General features: G+C 72.1%; 22 protein-coding genes and 1 tRNA gene. 12 read left to right on the plus strand and 11 right to left on the minus strand.

Annotated elements, in window-relative coordinates; all coding sequences use genetic code 11:
• Nucleotides 1-28: 28 nt before the first annotated feature.
• Together otsB and ASG23_RS02335 are read right to left on the minus strand one after the other, a co-directional pair.
• The gene (gene otsB, locus ASG23_RS02330) at nucleotides 29-802 is read right to left on the minus strand and encodes a trehalose-phosphatase (protein WP_056019471.1); all 774 of its coding nucleotides are present in this window, start codon (nucleotides 800-802) and stop codon (nucleotides 29-31) included.
• A complete protein-coding gene (locus tag ASG23_RS02335) occupies nucleotides 795-2,243 on the minus strand; it encodes an alpha,alpha-trehalose-phosphate synthase (UDP-forming) (RefSeq protein ID WP_056019474.1) in 1,449 nt (482 codons plus the stop codon). The genes otsB and ASG23_RS02335 overlap by 8 nt, the downstream gene beginning before the upstream one ends.
• A gap of 94 nt (nucleotides 2,244-2,337) precedes the next feature.
• Between ASG23_RS02335 and ASG23_RS02340 the strand changes: the two genes are divergently transcribed.
• From ASG23_RS02340 to hisS, 7 genes are all read left to right on the plus strand, one after another.
• Complete coding sequence (locus tag ASG23_RS02340; protein ID WP_056019477.1) at nucleotides 2,338-4,044, plus strand: serine/threonine-protein kinase; 1,707 nt, start codon at nucleotides 2,338-2,340, stop codon at nucleotides 4,042-4,044.
• A 136-nt stretch (nucleotides 4,045-4,180) separates the two neighbouring features.
• Nucleotides 4,181-4,324, plus strand: coding sequence for a hypothetical protein (locus ASG23_RS19755; RefSeq protein ID WP_157465481.1), 144 nt, complete (start codon nucleotides 4,181-4,183; stop codon nucleotides 4,322-4,324).
• Nucleotides 4,321-4,737, plus strand: a complete 417-nt coding sequence (locus ASG23_RS02345) for a hypothetical protein (protein WP_056019480.1) — start codon at nucleotides 4,321-4,323, stop codon at nucleotides 4,735-4,737. Before ASG23_RS19755 ends, ASG23_RS02345 begins: the two co-directional genes overlap by 4 nt.
• 41 nt (nucleotides 4,738-4,778) lie before the next feature.
• Complete coding sequence (locus ASG23_RS02350) at nucleotides 4,779-5,282, plus strand: hypothetical protein (protein WP_056019483.1); 504 nt, start codon at nucleotides 4,779-4,781, stop codon at nucleotides 5,280-5,282.
• Nucleotides 5,283-5,334: 52 nt separating this feature from the next.
• Nucleotides 5,335-6,240, plus strand: coding sequence for a DsbA family protein (locus tag ASG23_RS02355; protein WP_056019486.1), 906 nt, complete (start codon nucleotides 5,335-5,337; stop codon nucleotides 6,238-6,240).
• 54 nt (nucleotides 6,241-6,294) lie between these two features.
• Nucleotides 6,295-6,371, plus strand: a tRNA-Thr gene (locus ASG23_RS02360).
• Between the two features lie 50 nt (nucleotides 6,372-6,421).
• Nucleotides 6,422-7,792: a histidine--tRNA ligase gene (hisS, locus tag ASG23_RS02365; RefSeq protein WP_056019489.1), complete on the plus strand. Its 1,371-nt coding sequence runs from the start codon at nucleotides 6,422-6,424 to the stop codon at nucleotides 7,790-7,792.
• Between the two features lie 36 nt (nucleotides 7,793-7,828).
• On the opposite strand, the gene ASG23_RS02370 is transcribed toward hisS, so the two are convergent.
• The 3 genes from ASG23_RS02370 to ASG23_RS02380 are packed head-to-tail and all read right to left on the minus strand — an operon-like array spanning nucleotide 7,829 to nucleotide 10,005.
• The gene (locus ASG23_RS02370; RefSeq protein WP_056019490.1) at nucleotides 7,829-8,449 is read right to left on the minus strand and encodes a pentapeptide repeat-containing protein; all 621 of its coding nucleotides are present in this window, start codon (nucleotides 8,447-8,449) and stop codon (nucleotides 7,829-7,831) included.
• Nucleotides 8,450-8,504: 55 nt separating this feature from the next.
• Nucleotides 8,505-9,314, minus strand: coding sequence for an SGNH/GDSL hydrolase family protein (locus ASG23_RS02375; RefSeq protein ID WP_056019493.1), 810 nt, complete (start codon nucleotides 9,312-9,314; stop codon nucleotides 8,505-8,507).
• 13 nt (nucleotides 9,315-9,327) lie between these two features.
• A complete protein-coding gene (locus tag ASG23_RS02380; RefSeq protein ID WP_056019495.1) occupies nucleotides 9,328-10,005 on the minus strand; it encodes a uracil-DNA glycosylase in 678 nt (225 codons plus the stop codon).
• 206 nt (nucleotides 10,006-10,211) lie between these two features.
• Between ASG23_RS02380 and ASG23_RS02385 the strand changes: the two genes are divergently transcribed.
• The 3 genes from ASG23_RS02385 to ASG23_RS02395 all read left to right on the plus strand — a co-directional run bounded on the left by ASG23_RS02385 (nucleotide 10,212) and on the right by ASG23_RS02395 (nucleotide 11,528).
• Nucleotides 10,212-10,526 carry a DUF3263 domain-containing protein gene (locus ASG23_RS02385; protein WP_056019497.1) on the plus strand — a complete coding sequence of 105 codons (315 nt, stop codon included), beginning with the start codon at nucleotides 10,212-10,214 and terminating at the stop codon, nucleotides 10,524-10,526.
• Between the two features lie 107 nt (nucleotides 10,527-10,633).
• The gene (locus ASG23_RS02390; protein ID WP_056019500.1) at nucleotides 10,634-11,224 is read left to right on the plus strand and encodes a LytR C-terminal domain-containing protein; all 591 of its coding nucleotides are present in this window, start codon (nucleotides 10,634-10,636) and stop codon (nucleotides 11,222-11,224) included.
• 100 nt (nucleotides 11,225-11,324) lie between these two features.
• The gene (locus ASG23_RS02395; protein WP_056019503.1) at nucleotides 11,325-11,528 is read left to right on the plus strand and encodes a cold-shock protein; all 204 of its coding nucleotides are present in this window, start codon (nucleotides 11,325-11,327) and stop codon (nucleotides 11,526-11,528) included.
• Nucleotides 11,529-11,581: 53 nt separating this feature from the next.
• On the opposite strand, the gene ASG23_RS02400 is transcribed toward ASG23_RS02395, so the two are convergent.
• A complete protein-coding gene (locus tag ASG23_RS02400) occupies nucleotides 11,582-13,066 on the minus strand; it encodes a hypothetical protein (RefSeq protein WP_056019506.1) in 1,485 nt (494 codons plus the stop codon).
• 264 nt (nucleotides 13,067-13,330) lie between these two features.
• On the opposite strand from ASG23_RS02400, the gene groL reads away from it, so the two are divergent.
• Nucleotides 13,331-14,959, plus strand: a complete 1,629-nt coding sequence (gene groL / locus ASG23_RS02405; protein ID WP_056019508.1) for a chaperonin GroEL — start codon at nucleotides 13,331-13,333, stop codon at nucleotides 14,957-14,959.
• 252 nt (nucleotides 14,960-15,211) lie between these two features.
• Here the strand turns inward: groL and ASG23_RS02410 are convergent, their stop codons facing one another.
• Together ASG23_RS02410 and ASG23_RS02415 are read right to left on the minus strand one after the other, a co-directional pair.
• On the minus strand, nucleotides 15,212-16,438 hold the full coding sequence (locus ASG23_RS02410; protein ID WP_056019510.1) for a pyridoxal phosphate-dependent aminotransferase: 1,227 nt from the start codon (nucleotides 16,436-16,438) through the stop codon (nucleotides 15,212-15,214).
• Nucleotides 16,439-16,534: 96 nt separating this feature from the next.
• Complete coding sequence (locus ASG23_RS02415) at nucleotides 16,535-17,053, minus strand: hypothetical protein (RefSeq protein WP_157465482.1); 519 nt, start codon at nucleotides 17,051-17,053, stop codon at nucleotides 16,535-16,537.
• Between the two features lie 228 nt (nucleotides 17,054-17,281).
• Between ASG23_RS02415 and ASG23_RS02420 the strand changes: the two genes are divergently transcribed.
• On the plus strand, nucleotides 17,282-17,905 hold the full coding sequence (locus ASG23_RS02420) for a TetR/AcrR family transcriptional regulator (protein ID WP_056019516.1): 624 nt from the start codon (nucleotides 17,282-17,284) through the stop codon (nucleotides 17,903-17,905).
• A 64-nt stretch (nucleotides 17,906-17,969) separates the two neighbouring features.
• Here ASG23_RS02420 and ASG23_RS02425 read toward each other — a convergent pair whose 3' ends face one another.
• The 3 genes from ASG23_RS02425 to ASG23_RS02435 all read right to left on the minus strand — a co-directional run bounded on the left by ASG23_RS02425 (nucleotide 17,970) and on the right by ASG23_RS02435 (nucleotide 19,563).
• Complete coding sequence (locus ASG23_RS02425) at nucleotides 17,970-18,245, minus strand: DUF4031 domain-containing protein (protein ID WP_056019519.1); 276 nt, start codon at nucleotides 18,243-18,245, stop codon at nucleotides 17,970-17,972.
• Nucleotides 18,246-18,289: 44 nt separating this feature from the next.
• Nucleotides 18,290-18,580 (minus strand): WXG100 family type VII secretion target, encoded by a 291-nt coding sequence (locus tag ASG23_RS02430; protein WP_056019522.1) that lies wholly within the window; start codon nucleotides 18,578-18,580, stop codon nucleotides 18,290-18,292.
• 215 nt (nucleotides 18,581-18,795) lie between these two features.
• Entirely contained in the window at nucleotides 18,796-19,563 is a 768-nt protein-coding gene (locus tag ASG23_RS02435; RefSeq protein ID WP_056019525.1) for an HD domain-containing protein, read from the minus strand.
• Between the last annotated feature and the right edge of the window lie 2 nt (nucleotides 19,564-19,565).

Raw genomic sequence — 19,565 nt, forward strand, 5'->3', positions numbered from 1 at the left:
TCGACCAGCAGGGGACTGTGAGGGCCCCCTACAGTCCGTCGGCCAGCACGGCGAGCGCCTCGACGAGGTCCTCCGGGCTGTCGACGCGGTACCGCGCGGAGGTCGTCCCGTGGCCGACCTTGACCGTCACGTCCTCGTCGCGGAGAGCCTCGAACGCGTGCTCGTCGGTGACGTCGTCGCCCGCGTACAGGACCACCGGTGCGCCGAGCTCGTCGCGCAGCGCCGTGAGCGCCTCGCCCTTGCTCGCGCGCAGGACCGAGATCTCGACGACGTCCTTGCCGTGCAGGACGCCGGAGCCGAGCCGTTCCCCGAGGGTGATCGCCTCCTGCTCCGCGGGTTCGGCGTCGACGGCCTCCGCGAGGCGAGTGTGGACGACCACGGCGGTCGGCTTGGTCTCCACCCAGACACCGTCCCGGCCGCGGGCGATCCGTGCGGCCTGCGCGCCGAGGTACGCCAAGCGGTCGGCCTGCTCGTCGGTCAGCTGGACGACGTCGCGGTCGAGCCCGAACGTGGTGACCCGCGCGCGCTCGGCCCCGTGGCTGCCGATGAGGAACGTGCCGCCGGGCACGTGCGCCAGGACGTGCAGGTCGTGCATGGCCCGACCGGACACCAGCGCGAGCGCGACCCCCGGGGTCCCCGCCAGCCGGGCGAGCACCTCCACGCCGGCCGGGAGGATGCGCGACGCGGACGGGTCGTCCTGCAGCGGGGCGAGGGTGCCGTCGAAGTCGAGGGCCACGAGGAGCGGGCGGCGCGCCGTGTCGCCCGCAAGAACCGTGAGCGCGTCCGTCAGCGCGTCAGTCACGGGAGGCTCGCACGGGGACGGCGTTGAGGGCGGCGAGGAAGTCCTCGGACCAGGCGACGACGTCGTGCCCGAGCACACGCCTCCGCAGCCGGCGCATGCGTTTGCGGGACTCGCGGGCGTCCATGTGCACGGCGTACGTGATCGCGTCCTTCATCCCGTCGATGTCGTGCGGGTTCACCAGCACCGATCCCGTCAGCTCGTCGGCGGCGCCCGTGAACTCGGAGAGCACCAGCGCTCCGCGGTCGTCGGACCTGGCCGCGACGTACTCCTTGGCCACCAAGTTCATGCCGTCGCGCAGCGCGGTCACCAGCATGACGTCCGCCGCGAGGTACAGGGCCGCCATCTCCTCCATGGGGAACGACTGGTGCAGGTACTGCAGGGGCGCGTGGCCCACCTGCCCGTAGTCGCCGTTGATCCGCCCGACCAGGAGCTCCACGTCGTCGCGCAGCTGCTGGTACGCGCCCACGTTCTCCCGGCTCGGGCTGGCCACCTGGACGAGCGTCGTGCTCTGCGGGGAGAGCCGGCCGTCCAGCAGGAGCTCGCCGTACGCCTTGATCCGGTGCCGGATGCCCTTGGTGTAGTCGAGCCGGTCCACGCCGAGCAGCAGGAACTCGGGGTCACCCAGCTCGCGCCGGATCTGGAGGGCACGCTCGCGGACGGCGTCGGTGCGGGCCAGCGCGTCGAACGCGTGCGAGTCGATCGAGATGGGGAACGCCGCGGCTCGCACGTGCCGACCGCGCCCGGTGTGCCCCTCGGCCTCCGACAGCGTGACCATCTGGCCGCGCGTCGTGAGGTCCGTGAGCCGACGGACGATCCGCACGAAGTTCGCCGCGTCGCCTGCTCGCTGGAAGCCCACCAGGTCCGCACCGAGCAGACCCTCGATCACCTGCACGCGCCACGGCAGCTGGGCGAACAGCTCCAGCGGCGGGAACGGGATGTGGTGGAAGTACCCGATGCGCAGGTCGGGCCGCAGCTCCCGGAGCATCTTCGGGACCAGCTGCAGTTGGTAGTCGTGCACCCACACCGTCGCGCCCTGCGCGGCCTGGTCCGCGGCCGCCTGCGCGAAGCGCCGGTTCACCTTCTGGTAGGAGTCCCACCAGTGGCGGTGGAACGCCGGGGGTTCGATGACGTCGTGGTAGAGCGGCCAGAGGGTGTCGTTGGAGAAGCCCTCGTAGAACTTCTCCAGGTCGTCCTCGGTGAGCACCACGGGGATCAGCTCGGTGCCGTCCACGTCGAACGGCTCGAGCTCGAGGTCCGGCGAGCCGCCCCAGCCGACCCACGCGCCGCTCGTGCTCGCCATCACGGGCGCGAGGGCCGTGACGAGACCGCCGGGGGATCGGGTCCAGGTCGGTTCGCCGTCGTCGTCCAGGCTCACGTCCACGGGCAGACGGTTCGCGACGACGACGAAGTCGTAGCCGTGCGCGGGCGCGTCGGAAGGCAAGGGATCAACTCCTCGGGTCGGGTCCGACCCTATCCGTGCAGGTCGCACCGCGCGTTGCCCAGCGGCGTCCACGGGGCGCGGATACGGTGCCGGGATGGAGCGGATCGGTCTGGAGCCGGGGTCGGAGATCGGCGGGTACACCATCGTCGCCCCCCTCGGCTCGGGCGGGATGGGGACCGTCTACCGGGCGGTCGACGGTGGCGGCGACGCCGTCGCGCTCAAGCTGCTGCACCCGCACGTCGGCTCCGACGCGGCGACCAGGGACCGGCTGCGCCGTGAGGTGCACGCCCTCCAGAAGCTCCGCCACCCGGGCGTCGCCGCGGTCCTGGACGCCGAGGCCGACTCCACGGAGGCGTTCCTGGTCACCGAGCTGGTGTCGGGCGACAACCTCGAGGAGCACGTGCGCGAGCGCGGCACGCTGGACGCCGAGGAGCTGCTCGGCCTGGCGGAGGGTCTGCGGGACACGCTCGTCGCGGTGCACGGTGCCGGGGTGGTGCACCGTGACCTCAAGCCCTCCAACGTCATCATCGGCGATGACGGCCCGGTGCTCATCGACTTCGGCCTCGCGCAGGCCGCCGACGACTCCAAGCTGACCGCCGACGGACTGGTCCTGGGCACCCCCGGGTACCTGGCGCCCGAGCTGCTGGAGGGCGCCGAGCCGGACGACGCGTCCGACTTCTGGGGCTGGGCGGCGATCCTGGCGTTCGCCGCGACCGGCCGGCCACCGTTCGGCACCCGCCCGCTCGAAGCCGTGCTGGCGCGGGCACGCTCGGGCGACGTGGACCTCGACGGCGTCGGGTCGCTCACCGCCACGACGTTGCGCGGCGCGCTCGCGCCTGCCGCGGCCGACCGCACGTCCCCGGACGACGTGGTGGCGGCGCTCACGCTGGTCGTCGCGGAGGGCGAGCCGATCGCCGACGAGACCGGCACGACGGTGCTCACCGCCGACGACCGCGCCGCGACCGCCGTGCAGGGTCCGGAGCCGGCGAGCGTGGCCGTCGCGCCGGTGGCGGCACCGGTGGCCGCCGTCGCGCCCGTCGTCGCCGTGAACGACGGGCACACACGCGCGTTCGACCCGAACGCTGTCGGCGACGGGGACGAGGACTGGGACGAGGACCCGGAGAGCGTCGACTGGATCGAGGAGGACCTCGACGCGTCCGAGAAGCCCGAGCCCGAGGGGTCCGGCTACGAGCGCCCACCGGCCCTGCGGCGCTGGGGGACCCTGCTCGCGGCCGCGCTGCTCCTGGGCTCCGCGGGGGCGCTCTACCCCGGCGTCGCGCTCGTGGTGTTCGTGCTCCTCGTCGTGGTCGTGCGGACGGTGGGCTCCGCGGTCGAGGCCATGTACGGGCGGCGGGAGCGGGCCGGGGTCCGACGCTCGGACGGGGCCGTCGCCCTCGCGACCGCCCCGTGGCACCTGCTGCGCTCGGTCGTCGGGCTGGTGCCGTCGCTCGTGGTCGCCGGCAGCGTCGTCATCATCCTGCTCGGGGTGTCCTGGTGGCTCATCGGCAACGACCACTGGGTCGTGGGTGGTTCGCCGTCCGGCCAGGAGCCGCAGGGCCTGACGGCCACGATCCTGGTCGGAGGGCTCGTCCTGTTCGGCGCAGCCGTCGTCTGGTGGGGGCCGTTGTCACTCATGACCCGCACCGGTGCCCGGCGCGTGCTGGCCGTCGTGGCACCGGGGCGCCTCGGTGCCCTCGTCGCGACGGTCGTCCTCCTGGCCGCGTCCGCCGTCTTTCTCGCGCAGATCCTCACCGGCGAGCCCATCACCTGGGCGCCGCTACCCACCCCGGTGCTGCCCTGACCGATTCGGCACCGTTTCCTGTCTCGCGATGCGGGACCTGGCGTGTCCTTCCCCCACACTCTGGGGTGAAAGCTCGGTGACCGGGGGAGGCGCAGACATGGCCGCAGAGGCAGGGGTAGAGCCAGGTCCCGAGGTCGTGGCAGGACGCCGCAGCAACGGGGACGTGGTCCGCTACGACCGCCGCACCGGAGCGCTCGGGGTGTTCCGCGGAGACGTGATCGTGGCCTACTTCCGTCCCGACGAGGGCTACGAGTACTTCCTGCGCGAGATCGCCAAGTGACGGCGTTCGACGACGCCTTCACCGCGGTGGTCCGCGCTCGCGGCGTGTGGCGCGACGACACCCCCGCGGAACTGCTCGAACGCTGGGCGAGCTTCGTGGCGGAGTGCGAGCGGGGGTACCGGGGCGACGAGTTTGCGTACGGCAACGAGGCGATGTCCCGCACCACGATCGAGGCCGCGATGCGCCACCCGGGTCTCACCGGCTACCCGGAGATGGAGGGGTTCCGGCGCCAGGTCATGGCGATCGACGCACGGTTCCAGCCGCTGCTCGTCGAGCACGCGTTCCCGGGGATCGACCCGGAGGAGTGGTGGCTGCGCGGGATCGTGCGGCGGGCCGGCGGGCGGCTGGCGCAGGAGTGGAAGCGGTCGTTCGGGTTCGACGTCGAGGTCGTCCGGACCCCCCGATCCTCGTGAGCACACGTCGACCCACAGCAGCGCCCCCTACGCTGTGCCGCATGACCGCGCGACGAGGGCCGCACCTGGCCGCGCCGCGCCTGTCGCTGGTCGCCGCGGCCGCGTTCGCCGGGTTCGCCGCGGTCGTCGCCGTGCACGGCCGGGTCCTGCTGCACGACTGCGTGAGCGCCGGCGGCGTCCTCGGCCCGCTCGGGTTGCGCCTGTCGGTCCTCCGCGACGCCGCGGACTGCCCGGAGGGCGCCTACGGCTTGGGCACGATGTCGCAGGGCGCCGTCGTCCTGCTCAGCGTGGCTGCCCCCGTCGCCGCCCTGTACCTCCTGATCACGGCGTGCGGTCTCGGGCTGTCGGCCCTGCTCGTCCGGGCCGCGCGGCAGGTGCGGCTGCTGGTCGGCCGGGCGCTGCGGGGCGCGCTGCGTACCGTGCGGCCGCTGCCGGTCGACGGCGGCGTCCGTGTCCGGCTCGCGCCGGGCCGGTCCGTTCCCGCGTGGACGGACCGGGTGCTCGTGGGCAGCATCGCGCGACGGGGCCCGCCGGCAGTGGCCTGACGCCCAGCCCGGCCAAGTCAACCGCTGTCCGACCCACGTACCAGGAGCACCCATGCCTACCAACGACCCGCGTCCCACCAAGGCAGTCCGACGCGACGAAGCCCGCGCCAAGGCCGCGCAGATGCGCAAGGAGCAGGAGCGCAAGGCCAAGCGGAACCGGCTCCTCGCGATCGGCGGCCTCGTCGTCGCCGTCGTCGCGCTCGTCGCTGTCGTCTTCTCGATCCTGAACCAGAACAAGGCCAACGAGGCCGCCAACTCGAACGTCGCCTACGGCCAGGGCGCCGAGAACGTCATCGCGCCCGCGCTCGACGACGTCACCGCACCGGCCCCCGCCAACGACAAGGGCGGGATCCCCGTCAGCGGTCCCGGCGCCGACGGCGTCGGCACGGCCGGTGAGGGCGACGTCGACCTCACCATCTACTTCGACTACATGTGCCCCTTCTGCGGCCAGTTCGACGAGACCAACGCCGGCGACCTCGACGCGATGCTGGAAGAGGGCGGCGTGACCATCTCGTACCACCCCGTCGCGATCCTCGACCACCTCTCCGCGGGCAGCTCGTACTCCACCCGCACGGTCAACGCCACGGCGATCGTCGCGGACAAGTCCCCGGAGCACTTCACCGCGTTCGTCAACGCGTTGTACAAGGACCAGCCGGAGGAAGGCACCTCGGGTCTGACGGACGCCGAGATCGCCCAGCTCGCCGAGGACCTCGGCGTCCCGGCTGAGGTCACAGCCACCTTCACGGACACGGTGGACGGCACCTTCGCCACGCAGGACGAGGAGTCCGTCGAGGGCACCTGGCGGACCTTCGCCCCGTGGAGCGCCGCGGCGACCAACCAGGCGGGCACCGACCTGCCGAAGCTCTCCACGCCCGCCGTGCTCATCAACGGTGAGCCGTTCGAGGGGTGGCAGACCCCCGGCGCGCTGAAGCAGGCGGTCGACGCCGCCAAGTCCTGACCCGTGATGACCGGGCGCCCCAGCACGGGGCGCCCGGTTATCCTGGGCGCGCCCGCCTCCTTAGCTCAGTCGGCCAGAGCACCTGTCTTGTAAACAGGGGGTCATCGGTTCGAATCCGATAGGGGGCTCCATCGTGTGAACCCCCGTCCGGCGAGGGCGGGATCGACGCCGTGAGGATGAGATGGCCAAGATCGACCCGCTGAGCGGGTTTCCCGAGTTCCTCCCTGCCGGACGGGTCGTCGAGCGCGGAGTGATCGACGCTCTGGCGTCCACCTTCGAGCTCCACGGCTTCGCCAACATCGAGACTCGCGTCGTCGAGCCGCTCGACCGGCTGGCCAAGGGCGGGGAGATCGACAAGGAGATCTACCTGCTCAACCGGCTGAGCGCCGACGGTCCCGACGACTCGGCGAGCGGTCGCGGAGCGCTCGGGATGCACTTCGACCTCACCGTGCCGCTCGCACGCTACGTGGTCGAGAACGCGGGTCACCTGACCTTCCCGTTCCGCCGCTACCAGATCCAGCCGGCGTGGCGGGGCGAGCGCCCCCAGGAGGGTCGGTTCCGCCAGTTCACGCAGGCGGACGTCGACATCATCGGCGTCGACCACCTTCCGTTCCACCACGACGTCGAGGTGGTCACGGTCATGGTCGAGGCGCTCGCGCGGCTCCCGCTGCCGCCCCTCACCCTGTGCTTCAACAACCGCAAGCTGATCCAGGGCTACCTCGAGGGGATCGGCGTCGAGGACATCCCTTCGACGCTGAAGATGCTCGACAAGCTCGACAAGGTGGACCGGTCCGAGGTGGTCCGGCTGCTCGTGGAGCAGGTGGGCCTCGACGAGCGGACGGCCGGACGGGCCTTGGAGCTCGCCACGATCTCCAGCGCGGACGAGTCGTTCGTGGATCAGGTCATGGCCCTGGGTGTCCGGTCCGAGCTCCTGGACACCGGGCTCGAGGAGCTGCGCGCAGTGATCAGCGCGTCCCGCTCGGTGACCACCGAGAACGTGCGGGTGGTCGCGGACCTGCGGATCGCGCGCGGTCTGGACTACTACACGGGGACCGTCGTCGAGATCTACATGCAGGGGTTCGAGCACCTCAAGGCGGTCGGCGGCGGCGGGCGGTACGACGCGCTCGCGACCGACGGGAAGACCACCTACCCCGGCGTCGGCATCTCGTTCGGCGTCTCGCGGAGCGTGGTTCCGCTCGTGGCGCGCGGGCTGCTCTCCAGCACCCGGCCCGTGCCGAGTGCCGTGCTGGTCGCTCTCGTCTCGGAGGAGGAGCGGCCGGCCAGCGTCGACCTCGCCCACCAGCTGCGTGCCCGGGGGATCGCGTGCGAGGTCGCGCCGTCACCGACCCCGTTCGGCAAGCAGATCCGCTTCGCCGACCGCCGGAGCATCCCGTTCGTGGCGTTCCCGTCGGTCGGAGGCGGTGCGCCGCAGGTGAAGGACATCCGCTCCGGGGTGCAGGTGGACCTCGACCCGGCATCATGGGTACCTCCGGAGGGTGACCTCCGACCGACGATCGTCGCCAGCTTCGAGGGCCTCTCTCTCGAGTCGTGACCAGGCGCGCGGCCGGTGGTCGCACGGCCCGTGCCGTCACTCCACCCGCAGGTCCAGGCCCATCGACTCGATGATCGTCACGGCCTGCGGGAGCGTGATGATCGCCCGGTCGAGCGTCACCGCCGAGGGGTCGATCCCGGTCAGCTCGCTGCCGCGCAGGTCGCACCCGGTCAGGTCGGCCCGGTCCAGCCACGCGCCGGACAGGTCGCAGTCGCGCAGCGTGCCGCCCGTGGCGCGGACGCCCGTCAGGTCGGCCTCGCGCAGGCGTACGCCGGTGAATGACGCGGAGTGCAGGTCCGCCTTGGCCAGCGAGACGAACGACCAGTTGCCGCCCTCGACCTTGGCGATGTCCCACGTGCAGTCCTCGAAGCGGGAGCCGATCACCTTGCACCGCTCGAACCGCACGTCGAAGAACGTGGACCGCACGAACGTGCAGTTCATGAACGCGGCGTCGGTGTGCACGGAGGCGTTGAGCTTGGCGTGCCGGAACACGCACTCCTCGAACACGGCGCCGACGCCGAACGACTCGGTGAGGTCGAGGTCCACGAACTCGACGTTGCGGAACTCCTGGCCGGACAGGTCCCGCGCGTACCAGTCCTCCCCGCGGACCGTCATCGTGGTTGTCGTGGGAGTCGCGTCGCCGCGGTGCTCGGTCATGCGTCGATCATGGAGGACGGCGCCGACCGACGGGTCAACTGGCCGCGCGCTCCGCTCACTCCACCGGCGACAGGTCGGGGCGCTTGGGCGCCCGGTCGTCCCCGGACGACTTTCCGCGCAGTCGCCGCGTCGCCCAGGGGTAGACGTGCTCGCGCGCCCAGGCGGCGTCCTGGCGGGCCTGCTGCATCCGTGGCGTGGGCGGCAGGGGAGTCAGGGGGTCGTCCCAGGCGGCGTCGTCGGGCGTCAGGCCGAGCGCGACGAGGGCACCCTGAGCCACGCGGGCGTGCCCGTCGGTGGTCAGGTGGATGCGGTCCTCGGCCCACATCCGCCAGTCGCGCAGGGAGCGCATGCCCCACAGGTCCACCACGTACGCGCCGTGACGACGGGCCATGGACCAGATGAGGGAGTTGTAGATCCCGACGCGGCTCCGGATCGCTCGCACCAGCGGGCTGTCGGCGGCATCGACACCGGTGCCGAGCAGCACGTCGGCCCCGCCCTCGCGCAGCCGGACGACGCCCGCCTCGAGGTTGCGCGCCATCCGGTCGACGTCGGCGCCGGGCCGGAGCAGGTCGTTGCCGCCGCCCACCAGGCTCACCAGGTCCGGCTTGAGGGCCAGCGCCGCCGGGAGCTGCTCGACGAGGATCGGGCGCAGCAGCCGCCCCCGGATGGCCAGGTTCGCGTACTCGAGCGGCGGTTCGCCCGCGGCGCTGCGGCGAGCGGACAGGTGCGAGGCGAGCAGGTCGGCCCAGCCGCGCTGCGGAGCCTCACGGCCGTCGGGGTCGTCCCAGAGACCTTCGGTGAACGAGTCGCCGATGGCGACGTAGCGGGACCAGCGGGGGGTCGGGGCGTCTAGCACGACGGACATCCTGCCCCGACGCTCACCCGAGCGACCAGTCCACCGGCTGCGCCCCCTGTGCCACCAGGAGCTCGTTCACGCGCGAGAACGGCCGTGAGCCGAAGAAGCCGCGGCTGGCGGACAGTGGGCTCGGGTGAACGCTCTCGACCGTCGGCACGTCGCCGAGAGCCGGTTTCAGCGACTGCGCGTCGCGCCCCCACAGCACCGCGACCAACGGTCCACCGCGCTCGACGAGGGCTGCGATCGCCCGGTCGGTCACCGCCTCCCACCCCTGCCGGCGGTGCGACGCCGGCGCGCCGGGACGGACCGTCAGCACCCTGTTCAGCAGCATCACGCCCTGGTCCGCCCACGGGGACAGGTCCCCGTTGCGCGGAGGCGCGACGCCGACGTCGGCCACCAGCTCGGTGAAGATGTTGGTCAGCGAGCGCGGCAGCGGGCGGACGTCGGGCTGCACCGAGAATGACAGCCCCATCGGGTGCCCCGGCGTGGGGTAGGGGTCCTGACCGACGACCAGCACCCGCACGTCGGCCAGGGGCCGGCGGAACGCGCGCAGGACGGCGTCGCCGGCCGGGAGGTAGCCGCGCCCGGCGGCCACCTCGTCGCGCAGGAACTGGCCCGCGGCACGGAGCTGCGGCTCGACGGGCGCGAGCGCCACCGCCCAGTCGGGGGCGACGAGCTGGTCCAGGGGTGCGACGGTCACGCGGGCGAGGGTACCGAAGGGCGGTCGCCGGAGCCCGTGCCGATGCCGTCGCGCGTCCTCCTGATGGCCGGTCGCGGCACACGGGGGACGACGCGCCGTCGGGAATGACATGCGTGTCATTACGGTCGTACGATGACCGAGGTCGCCGGCGGTACACCGCCCAGGCCGTCGGAAGAGTGCAGCACCACGAGAGCACAGGAGGACGCATGGACGCCGCGACGATCGTCATCGGATCGCTCGAGCAGCCCCGCAGCATCCACCCGGCCTCGGATGCGGGACTCTCCGAGCGCGACGAGCAGGTCCTCGCGTTCGAGCGGCAGTGGTGGAAGTACGCAGGTGCCAAGGAGTCGGCGATCCGTGAGCTGTTCGACATGTCGGCCACCCGGTACTACCAGGTGCTCAACGCCCTGATCGACGACCCGGCTGCCCTCGCGCACGACCCGATGCTCATCAAGCGGCTGCGTCGGATGCGTTCCTCCCGGCAGCGCGCCCGCACGGCCCGCCGGCTCGGGGACGTCTGATCCGCCGCCCGGTGGGCGGTCGCGACCGACGTCCTCGCACGTGACACGGCACACGTCGTGCTCGAGGTGGACCCGTTCGCACTATCTGAGCCGTTAGCCTGTCCGGCGTGAGCAAGGCGGAGTACTCCTACCCCGAGGACGAGTTCGATGTCCCGTCGAACCCCGACGTCCCCCGGGGGGTGCATCGCGCACCCCGGTCCGCCTGGAGCAGGTGGTGGAAGTTCCTCGTCGTCCTTGCCCTCCTGCCCGTGCTCGCGTTCGCGCTGGTGAACCTCGCGGCGCGAGACGGCAACCTCCCCTCGCTCCCGGGCACCTCGACCGCGCCCGAGGCGCAGGACGACACCCCGACGGACGCCGCGACCGAGGGTGAGGTCCCGACGGACACCGAGACGGCGCCCGTCGACGAGCCGGTCGCGCCCGCCCCTGTGCTGAGCACGCCGGTCGAGGTGCTCAACGCGGCCAGCATCGGTGGCCTCGCCGCTGAGCAGGCAGCGGAGCTCACCGCCGCAGGCTTCACCGCGGTCACCACCGGCAACGCGGAGCCGACCGTCGACGCCTCGACCGTCTCCTACACGTCGGAGGACCTGAGGCCGACAGCGGACCTGGTCGCCCAGACCCTCGGCCTGACCGAGGTCGTCCTGCAGGCAGGCGACAACGCGGGCATCTCCGTGCTGCTGGTCAGCGACCCGGACGCCTGACCCACCCGTATCGGCCCTGGTCGGAGCCCGAACGCGGACACTAGGCTCTCGCGCACCGAGCGCCGGCGGAGCGCTCGGCACCGGACGTCGAGGAGTGCGCATGGCTCAGGGCATCGTCAAGTGGTTCAACGCGGAGAAGGGGTACGGCTTCATCACCCCGGTCGGGGGAGGCCAGGACCTCTTCGTGCATTTCAGCGCCATCCAGTCGGACGGCTACCGGTCCCTCGAGGAAGGCCAGGACGTCGAGTTCGAGGTCGGCCAGGGCACCAAGGGGCCGCAGGCCGAGCAGGTCCGCGCCATCTGACCGTCGTCGCACGGGCCGTGCACCCCACCCCGGGGGCGCGGCCCGTCGGCGTGTCAGGACTCGGCGGGTGCGGACTCGAGCGCGTCGAGCGCGAGCAGGACGCACGCCGCGCTCCAGCCGAGCGGCGCCACGGCGGCGGGGGACCCGTCGGCGAGCACCTTCTCCGGGAGCGACCCCGACCGGGTGCGATGGCTGTCGAGGAACGAGAGCCAGCCGTCGGCGAGCTCGACGTCGCCGTCCTCGGCCGCCACCCACGCGTAGAGGGAGGTCTGCGGGGTCCACGAGACGCCGTCGTCGCGCCACCCCGCGCCCGGCGCGAGACCGTTCGCCGGCCGCACCATTGTCGTGGCCGACGCCCGCCACGCCTCCTCGACACCGGGAACCGCGCTGCTCAGGAACGGCGGCAGCAGGAACGCGCTGGCGGCGTCCGCGTGGCCCCCGGCGGCGTACCGCGCGAACCCGGTGGCGCCGAACGATTCGATCACGGCGACCTTGGAGCGGATCGAGGCGTCGAACGCCGACCGTGCCAGCGCATCCTCGTCGGCGAGGGCCAGGACGACGGAGGCCTGCTGGAGCCCCGCGACCAAGGGGGAGACCGTGCCCAGCGTCAGCGTGTCCTCGGGTACCTCCCAGTAGTCGGGCGACGCCGGCGGCAGACCGTCGAGCGCGACCAGGGAGATCGCGTGCCGGGCGGAGCGCTGCACCATCGGCAGGAGCTGCTCCGCGGCCGCCGCACGTTCGTCGGCGTCGTCGATCTCCGCGAGCACGAGCCCGGAGGCCCACATCGCCCAGCCCGTGCCGTCGGTCTGCACGCCGCGGTCGTCCGGCGGGCCTGAGCCGTCGGGCAGGTAGCGCGCCTGGAACGAGCCGTCGGGCGACTGGACCCGGTCGAGGAATCCGAGGATCTCGAGGGCGTCGTCGACGTGCCCGGTGCGGGCCAGGGCGACGGCGACGAACGACGCGTCGCGCGGCCACACGTACCGCCACTTCTCGGACCAGGCCGCCACCGCCGCACCGTCGGGGAGCAGGAGCGCGTGCAGGTCGAGCAGGGCGGCACGCGACATGTCCTCGTACGGTCCGCCGGTGCCGGGGACCGTGCCCTCGGCCAGCCAGGCTCGCTGCCGGCCCGCGACGGAGGCGGCGGCGCTCACGGTCGGTCCGCGCTCGCTCGCCGCCGCTCCCGCGACCACGCGCGCGAGGGTGGAGGCTGCGGGGTCGACGACGTGCGTGCCGGCCAGGAACGTCGCGTCGGTGCCGACCTCGAGCGGGAGCCGTCGACCGCCGGGCATCGTGGTGAGGCCCTCGAGGTAGAGCGGGATGGCCGCGTACTCGGGGACGGTCCGCTCAGCGATCACGACCGGCTCGGCGTGGGCCTCGGTGGCGAGCGCTCCCGCGGGCGCGGTGGCGACGAGCAGGGTCGTGACGGCGACGAGCGCGGTGGCGACGAGCCCGCTCGTGCGACGACGGCGGTGCGCGCGCGCGACAGTGACCACGGCGTGTCGGCCGTGGTCGTCGACCTCCTCGTCGTGATCGTGCACACGCGCACGATAGCCGCGTCAGGTGCGTGCACGTGCCTGGAGCGAGGTGATCGAGGCGTCGTGCGGTGGCGCCCTGGGCGAACGCTGCTTGCACTCTCGGGGGTCGAGTGCTAACCATTGGACTTAGCACTCTCCGGTGGAGAGTGACAGAATCATCCCGGCCGTCCGGTGAGGGCCGTCGCACGCGGGACAAGACCGCGCGTGGCGTCCCGTCCGTCGCGGGCACCCTCGGCCGACCCGAACCCAGTGAAGGATCACAGCCCCATGGCCAAGATCATTGCCTTCAACGAGGAGGCCCGCCGCGGCATCGAGCGGGGACTCAACATCCTCGCCGACACCGTCAAGGTCACCCTCGGCCCGAAGGGCCGCAACGTCGTCCTGGACAAGAAGTGGGGCGCCCCCACGATCACCAACGACGGCGTCTCCATCGCCAAGGAGATCGACCTCGAGGACCCCTTCGAGAAGATCGGTGCGGAGCTCGTCAAGGAGGTCGCCAAGAAGACGGACGACGTCGCGGGCGACGGCACCACCACCGCCACCGTGCTCGCCCAGGCGCTCGTGCGCGAGGGCCTGCGCAACGTCGCGGCCGGCGCCAACCCGATCGCGCTGAAGAAGGGCATCGAGAAGGCCGTCGAGGCCGTCACCGCTGCTCTGCTCGCGCAGGCGAAGGACGTCGAGACCAAGGAGGAGATCGCCGCCACGGCCGCCATCTCCGCCGGCGACCAGGCGATCGGCGACCTGATCGCCGAGGCGCTCGACAAGGTCGGCAAGGAAGGCGTCATCACCGTCGAGGAGTCCAGCGCGCTGGGCCTCGAGCTCGAGCTCACCGAGGGCATGCGCTTCGACAAGGGCTTCCTGTCGGCGTACTTCGTGACCGACCCGGAGCGCCAGGAGGCCGTCCTCGAGGACGCCTACGTGCTGCTCGTCGAGTCGAAGATCTCGAACGTCAAGGACCTGCTGCCGCTCCTGGAGAAGGTCATCCAGGCCGGCAAGCCGCTGTTCATCGTCGCCGAGGACGTCGAGGGCGAGGCCCTGGCCACGCTCGTCGTCAACAAGATCCGCGGCCTGTTCAAGTCGGTCGCCGTCAAGGCGCCCGGCTTCGGCGACCGCCGCAAGGCGATGCTGCAGGACATGGCCATCCTCACCGGTGGCCAGGTCGTCTCTGAGACCGTCGGTCTCAAGCTCGACACGGTCGGCCTCGAGGTTCTCGGTACGGCGCGCAAGATCGTCGTCACCAAGGACGAGACCACCATCGTCGAGGGCTCCGGCGACGCCGCCCAGATCCAGGGCCGCGTCTCGCAGATCCGCGCCGAGATCGAGAACTCGGACTCGGACTACGACCGCGAGAAGCTCCAGGAGCGCCTCGCCAAGCTCGCCGGTGGCGTCGCCGTCATCAAGGCGGGCGCGGCCACCGAGGTCGAGCTCAAGGAGCGCAAGCACCGCATCGAGGACGCCGTGCGCAACGCCAAGGCGGCCGTCGAGGAGGGCATCGTCGCCGGTGGTGGCGTGGCGCTCATCCAGGCCGGCAAGACCGCGTTCGAGGGCCTCAAGCTCGAGGGCGACGAGGCGACCGGTGCCGCGATCGTGAAGCTCGCGATCGAGGCTCCCCTCAAGCAGATCGCGATCAACGCCGGTCTCGAGGGTGGCGTCGTCGCCGAGAAGGTGCGCAACCTCCCCGTGGGTCACGGCCTCAACGCCGCGACCAACACGTACGAGGACCTGCTCGCCGCGGGCGTCAACGACCCGGTGAAGGTGACGCGCTCCGCCCTGCAGAACGCGGCCTCCATCGCCGCGCTGTTCCTCACCACCGAGGCCGTCGTGGCCGACAAGCCGGAGCGCAACCAGGCGCCGGCCGGTGGCGGTGGCGGCGAGGACTTCGGCGGCGGGTTCTGATCCGCAGCTGAGGCGCTAGCAGTCTCTGGACGGGCCGGTCACCTTCGGGTGGCCGGCCCGTTCGCTGTCCGGAGCCTCGGATCCAGCGGGCCGCCGACTCGTCCCTCCGCGCCGAACTGATCCCCCCGCGCCGAACTCGTCGGTCCGCGCCGAACTAGTCGGTCCGCGTCGAACTCGTCGGTTGCAACGGTCGAGCTCGGCCGCGACTGACGAGTTCGGCGCCCCGACCGCGGGCGAAGACGGGCGTCGGGGCTACTGGCGGTAGCTCGACAGGAAGTTGCCGATGCGTTCGACCGCTTCGGCCAGGACTCGTGCCTCCGGGAGCGTGACGATCCGCAGGTGGTCCGGGGTGGGCCAGTGGAAGCCGGTGCCCTGGACCAGCAGGATGTGCTCGCTGACCAGCAGGTCGTAGACCAGGCGGGCGTCGTCGCGGATCTCGTGCACGTCCGGGTCCAGCCGGGGGAACAGGTAGAGGGCGCCGTCGGGGCGGACGCAGTCGACGCCGGGGATCGAGGTCATCCCTCGCCACGCCACGTCGCGCTGCTCGTGCAGGCGGCCGCCCGGTGCGATGAGGGCGTCGATGCTCTGGATCCCGCCGAGGGCGGCCTGGACCGCGTGCTGGGCCGGGACATTGGGGCACAGGCGGGTGGACGCCAGCAGGGTGATGCCCTCGAGGAAGCCCGTCGCGTGCTCCCGGGGGCCGGTGACGACGAGCCAGCCGGAGCGGTAGCCGGCCACGCGGTACGTCTTGGACAGGCCGTTGAACGTGAGGCAGAGCAGGTCCGGGGCGACCGTGGCCATGGGGATGTGCCGCGCACCGTCGAACAGGATGCGGTCGTAGATCTCGTCGGACAGCAGCAGGAGGCTGTGCTCGCGGGCGATCGCCGCGATGCCCTCGAGCACCTCGCGCGAGTAGACCGCGCCGGTGGGGTTGTTCGGGTTGATGACGACGATCGCCTTGGTGCGCGGGGTCACGAGCGAGCGGATGTGCTCCAGGTCGGGTTCCCAGCCGGCGGACTCGTCGCAGCGGTAGTGCACGGGGACGCCGTCGGACAGCGACGTCATCGCGGTCCACAGCGGGTAGTCCGGCGAGGGGATGAGCACCTCGTCGCCCTCGTCGAGGAGCGCCTGCATGACCATCGTGATGAGCTCGGAGACGCCGTTGCCCAGGTAGACGTCGTCGACGTCGATCTCGGGGAAGCCGGGCTCCGTCTCGTACCGGGTGACCACGGCGCGGCGGGCGGACAGGATGCCGCGCGAGTCGGTGTAGCCGTGCGCGTGGGGGATGGCGGCGATGACGTCCCGGACGATCTGGTGGGGTGCCTCGAACCCGAACGCGGCGGGGTTGCCGGTGTTCAGCCGCAGGATCGTGTGGCCCTCGGCCTCGAGGCGGACGACCTCGTCGAGGGCGGACCCGCGGATCTCGTAGAGCACGTTCTTGAGCTTCGACGACTGGTCCAGCGGACGGTGCTGCGGCATGTCAGGGAGAGTACGCCGCACGGGCGCGGACCACGCTCGAGCTGCGGGGCATCGCGACGCAGTCGATCGCCCGTGCGGCGCTCTCCGGCCGGCACCCTACCCGGCGACGGCGGCGATGACGCAGGTGCCGCCGACGACGAGGTCCAGACCGATGCACCACAGCGCGAGCGACCGGTCGACCACCGCCTCGCGGCGGTAGTGGATGACGTCCCAGACCACGTGCACCGCCAGGGCCATACCGGCGATCGCGAGCCCGATGCGGGGCGCGAGCAGGAGGGCACCGGCTGCGGCGCCCAGGTAGCCGACCAGCGCCAGTGCCTGGGGCACCGTGGCTCTGGGTCGGACCACGAGACCGACGACGGTGAGCAGCACGGCCGCGACGAGGAAGACGACCGTCTTCGGGATGTCCGCCAGGTCGGCCAGGACCACGAGGACCGCGAAGATGCCCGCGGCGACCCAGCCGAACCGGCGGCGGCCGACGACGGACGCCGCGAGGTAGCTCAGGACGGCGATACCGATGATCGTCACCGGCTGCGTGGCCGAGGGGCCGTCGTCGTCGCCGTTCGACATGACCGCCAGCGCGCCAGTGGCTCCTCCCAGCGCGACCCATGCCACGAGCGCCCACGTCCGCACGGGCCGTCCGGTCGCCAGGTCCGTGCGCCTCCCGGCTCCGCCATCGGTCGAGCGTTCTTCAGCAACCTGAGATTCTGCGGTCGTCATGACTGGACATCCCTCCTCGCGTGCGTCGTTCCAGGGCGATGCACGGCCGCACGCATTCCGTGAACTCGCGTTCATGAACGCTAGTTCATGCTAGATTCGGGCGTCAACGGAATTGGGAGACCGATGGTTCCTCGACCCGCGCTCGACGTCGGCGCCCTGCGCGAGACCCTGCTGTCGCACGCCAGGGCGGTTGTCGCCCGCGACGGTGTGGACGGCTTGACGATGCGCGCGCTGGCGACCGAGGCGGGCATGGCCGTCGGCATGTCCTACAAGGCGTTCACCTCGCGGGAGGACCTGCTGCGGGAGTTGACGTGGCGCGCGATCGCGGACCTGGCTCGCCAGGTCGACGAGTGGGCCGCACGCCCGGGGGGCGACCTCGCCGAGCGCCTGATGGAGTTCTCCGACCTCAACGCGGCCTCCGACGCGCCACGTCTGGTCTTCCATGTGAGCCAGTGGTCACGGCGCGCGGAGGTGCTCCAGGCTGCGGTCGACGCGGGCGCCACGCGGTCCTGGGCAACCGTCATGAGGGAGTTCCTCGCAGCGCGGCAGCGGGACGGCGACGTGCGGGACGACGTGGACGTCGAAGCGTTCGCCTTCGTCCTCACCGCCGCCATGCACCACGTGCTGGTGTCTGAGGAGCCGTTCCCCGCCCCGGACCGCTCGACGTTCGCGCGCTACGTCGGGGCGGTCGCTGCGCAGCTGACCGCTCCGCGGCGGCCGGCGGAGCCACCCACGACGGGCGCGTGACGCATCGTTCTCCGTGCGGAACGTCCCGAGCCCGAAAAGCGAACCGAGCCGGTGCCCGCGACGTCTATCCGTGCCGCCCGCGGTCCCGTGCCGGCACCCGTAGACCGGACGCCCGCAGCCGACGGATCAGCTCCTTCGCGCTCACCAGCTCCGCCCCGAGCGCGACCAGCTCCTCGATCCGCTGGTCCGGCACGTCGTAGTGGTCCCGGTCGAACCCGCGCTCTGGGATGCCCGCCCGGGCGGCGAACGCGTGCAGCTCCTCCAGCGACGAGTCGCTGACCAGGTGCCCCCAGAGCATGCCGTGGTTCGGCCACATCGGGGGGTCCACGAGCACGGTCACCGCCCGAGCGTAGGCGCGTCCCCGCGTGGTTCACACGGTGGTGGCTACACGGTGAACAGCCGGGATGCCTGCGTCTCGGCCTCGGCGTACGTGCGCGCCGCCGACTGCATGGCCGCCACGATCTGCTCCAACGAGGCGTCGAGGCGGGTCTCGGTGGCCGTCCAGTCGGCCAGCACCCCGGTGAATGCCGTCGCCGCCGCGCCGCGCCACGACCCCTGCAGCTCGGCCAGCTGCCGGTGCATCGCGGCGACCTCGCTGCGGATCGTTCCAGCGCGCGCCTGGACGCTCGCCGCCGCCGTCGCGACCTGCGCACTGTCGACCTCGTACCTGCTCATAGGACCTCCATCGGTGAGGGGGCCGGGCGGTCCCGGCTCATGCCTCCCGACGCTAGGAGGACGCGTCTCGCGACGATCGTCGGTCGGCAAGGCCGGGGGAGGGGCGATCGCGTTGGTGGGCTGTGGGCGGGTCGACGGGGGTGCCCACGCCCTGCGGTGGCGACCTGCGCGTTCAGCCCCGGCGACGGCATCGAGCGGTGCCGGTCCGGGACACCTCAGGTGCGAGCGGCGTTCGAGCTCTCGTCGACGGTGCCGCGACCCGTGTGGTTCGAGGCCGCCTCAGCAGCGGCGGCGTCGATCCCGCGCAGCTCCTTCTCCAGCCGCTGGAGCTCGCCCGACAGGTTCTGCCGCGCGGCCTCTTCCCACGCCGACCCGAGCGGGCTGACGAACAGCGAGGGCCGGGCGAGGAGCTTGTGGATGATGCGGACGCGCGCGCGCACGTAGTCCTCGACCGGAAGGTGCGAGTACTCGGTGCGGATGTCCTGCACGTACGCCTTGTACTTCTGCGGCTCGGTGGCGAGCATCGCAAGGTCGGCGTCGCACAGGACCGCGCAGTCGAAGTCCGACGGGTTCGGGGCGTGCCGGACGAGGGCGACGACAAGGTCGTGCACGCGCTGGGCGCGGGCTTCCGGGACACCCAGGGCAATCAGCTCGTCGTAGGCGAGACGCGCGCTGGCGATCTCGTCCTCGCCACCGCGGTTGGCGTACGCCTTGCGGTCCGCGGCGTCGAAGATCGCGCCGTGGTACCAGGCGGCGAGCCGCACGATGTCGGGCTGGTGGGTCTCCTCCACCAGCTCGTCGACGCGGATGAGCACGTCGACCAGGTGCTTCAGGTTGTGGAAGGAGCGCCCCGGCGAGCCCCAACGGTCCACGAGCGCCTGACCGGCGTCGCGGATCTGCTCGGTCGGGGCGGTGGCACCGGCCCCGACGGCACTGCGCACGTATGCGGACAACAACCACTGCGGTGCGTCATGGACGCCCATGG

It is taken from the genome of Cellulomonas sp. Leaf395, assembly GCF_001424125.1.
Classification (GTDB): Bacteria; Actinomycetota; Actinomycetes; order Actinomycetales; family Cellulomonadaceae; genus Cellulomonas.

Coding starts and splice junctions, on each gene's coding strand:
- ASG23_RS02375 (WP_056019493.1), bottom strand. CDS start 9,314: ATGTCCGTCGTGCTAGACGCCCCGACCCCCCGCTGGTCCCGCTACGTC.
- ASG23_RS02385 (WP_056019497.1), top strand. CDS start 10,212: ATGGACGCCGCGACGATCGTCATCGGATCGCTCGAGCAGCCCCGCAGC.
- ASG23_RS02395 (WP_056019503.1), top strand. CDS start 11,325: ATGGCTCAGGGCATCGTCAAGTGGTTCAACGCGGAGAAGGGGTACGGC.
- ASG23_RS02355 (WP_056019486.1), top strand. CDS start 5,335: ATGCCTACCAACGACCCGCGTCCCACCAAGGCAGTCCGACGCGACGAA.
- ASG23_RS02420 (WP_056019516.1), top strand. CDS start 17,282: ATGGTTCCTCGACCCGCGCTCGACGTCGGCGCCCTGCGCGAGACCCTG.
- hisS (WP_056019489.1), top strand. CDS start 6,422: ATGGCCAAGATCGACCCGCTGAGCGGGTTTCCCGAGTTCCTCCCTGCC.
- ASG23_RS02340 (WP_056019477.1), top strand. CDS start 2,338: ATGGAGCGGATCGGTCTGGAGCCGGGGTCGGAGATCGGCGGGTACACC.
- ASG23_RS02370 (WP_056019490.1), bottom strand. CDS start 8,449: ATGACCGAGCACCGCGGCGACGCGACTCCCACGACAACCACGATGACG.
- ASG23_RS02430 (WP_056019522.1), bottom strand. CDS start 18,580: ATGAGCAGGTACGAGGTCGACAGTGCGCAGGTCGCGACGGCGGCGGCG.
- ASG23_RS02410 (WP_056019510.1), bottom strand. CDS start 16,438: ATGCCGCAGCACCGTCCGCTGGACCAGTCGTCGAAGCTCAAGAACGTG.
- ASG23_RS02435 (WP_056019525.1), bottom strand. CDS start 19,563: ATGGGCGTCCATGACGCACCGCAGTGGTTGTTGTCCGCATACGTGCGC.
- groL (WP_056019508.1), top strand. CDS start 13,331: ATGGCCAAGATCATTGCCTTCAACGAGGAGGCCCGCCGCGGCATCGAG.
- ASG23_RS02350 (WP_056019483.1), top strand. CDS start 4,779: ATGACCGCGCGACGAGGGCCGCACCTGGCCGCGCCGCGCCTGTCGCTG.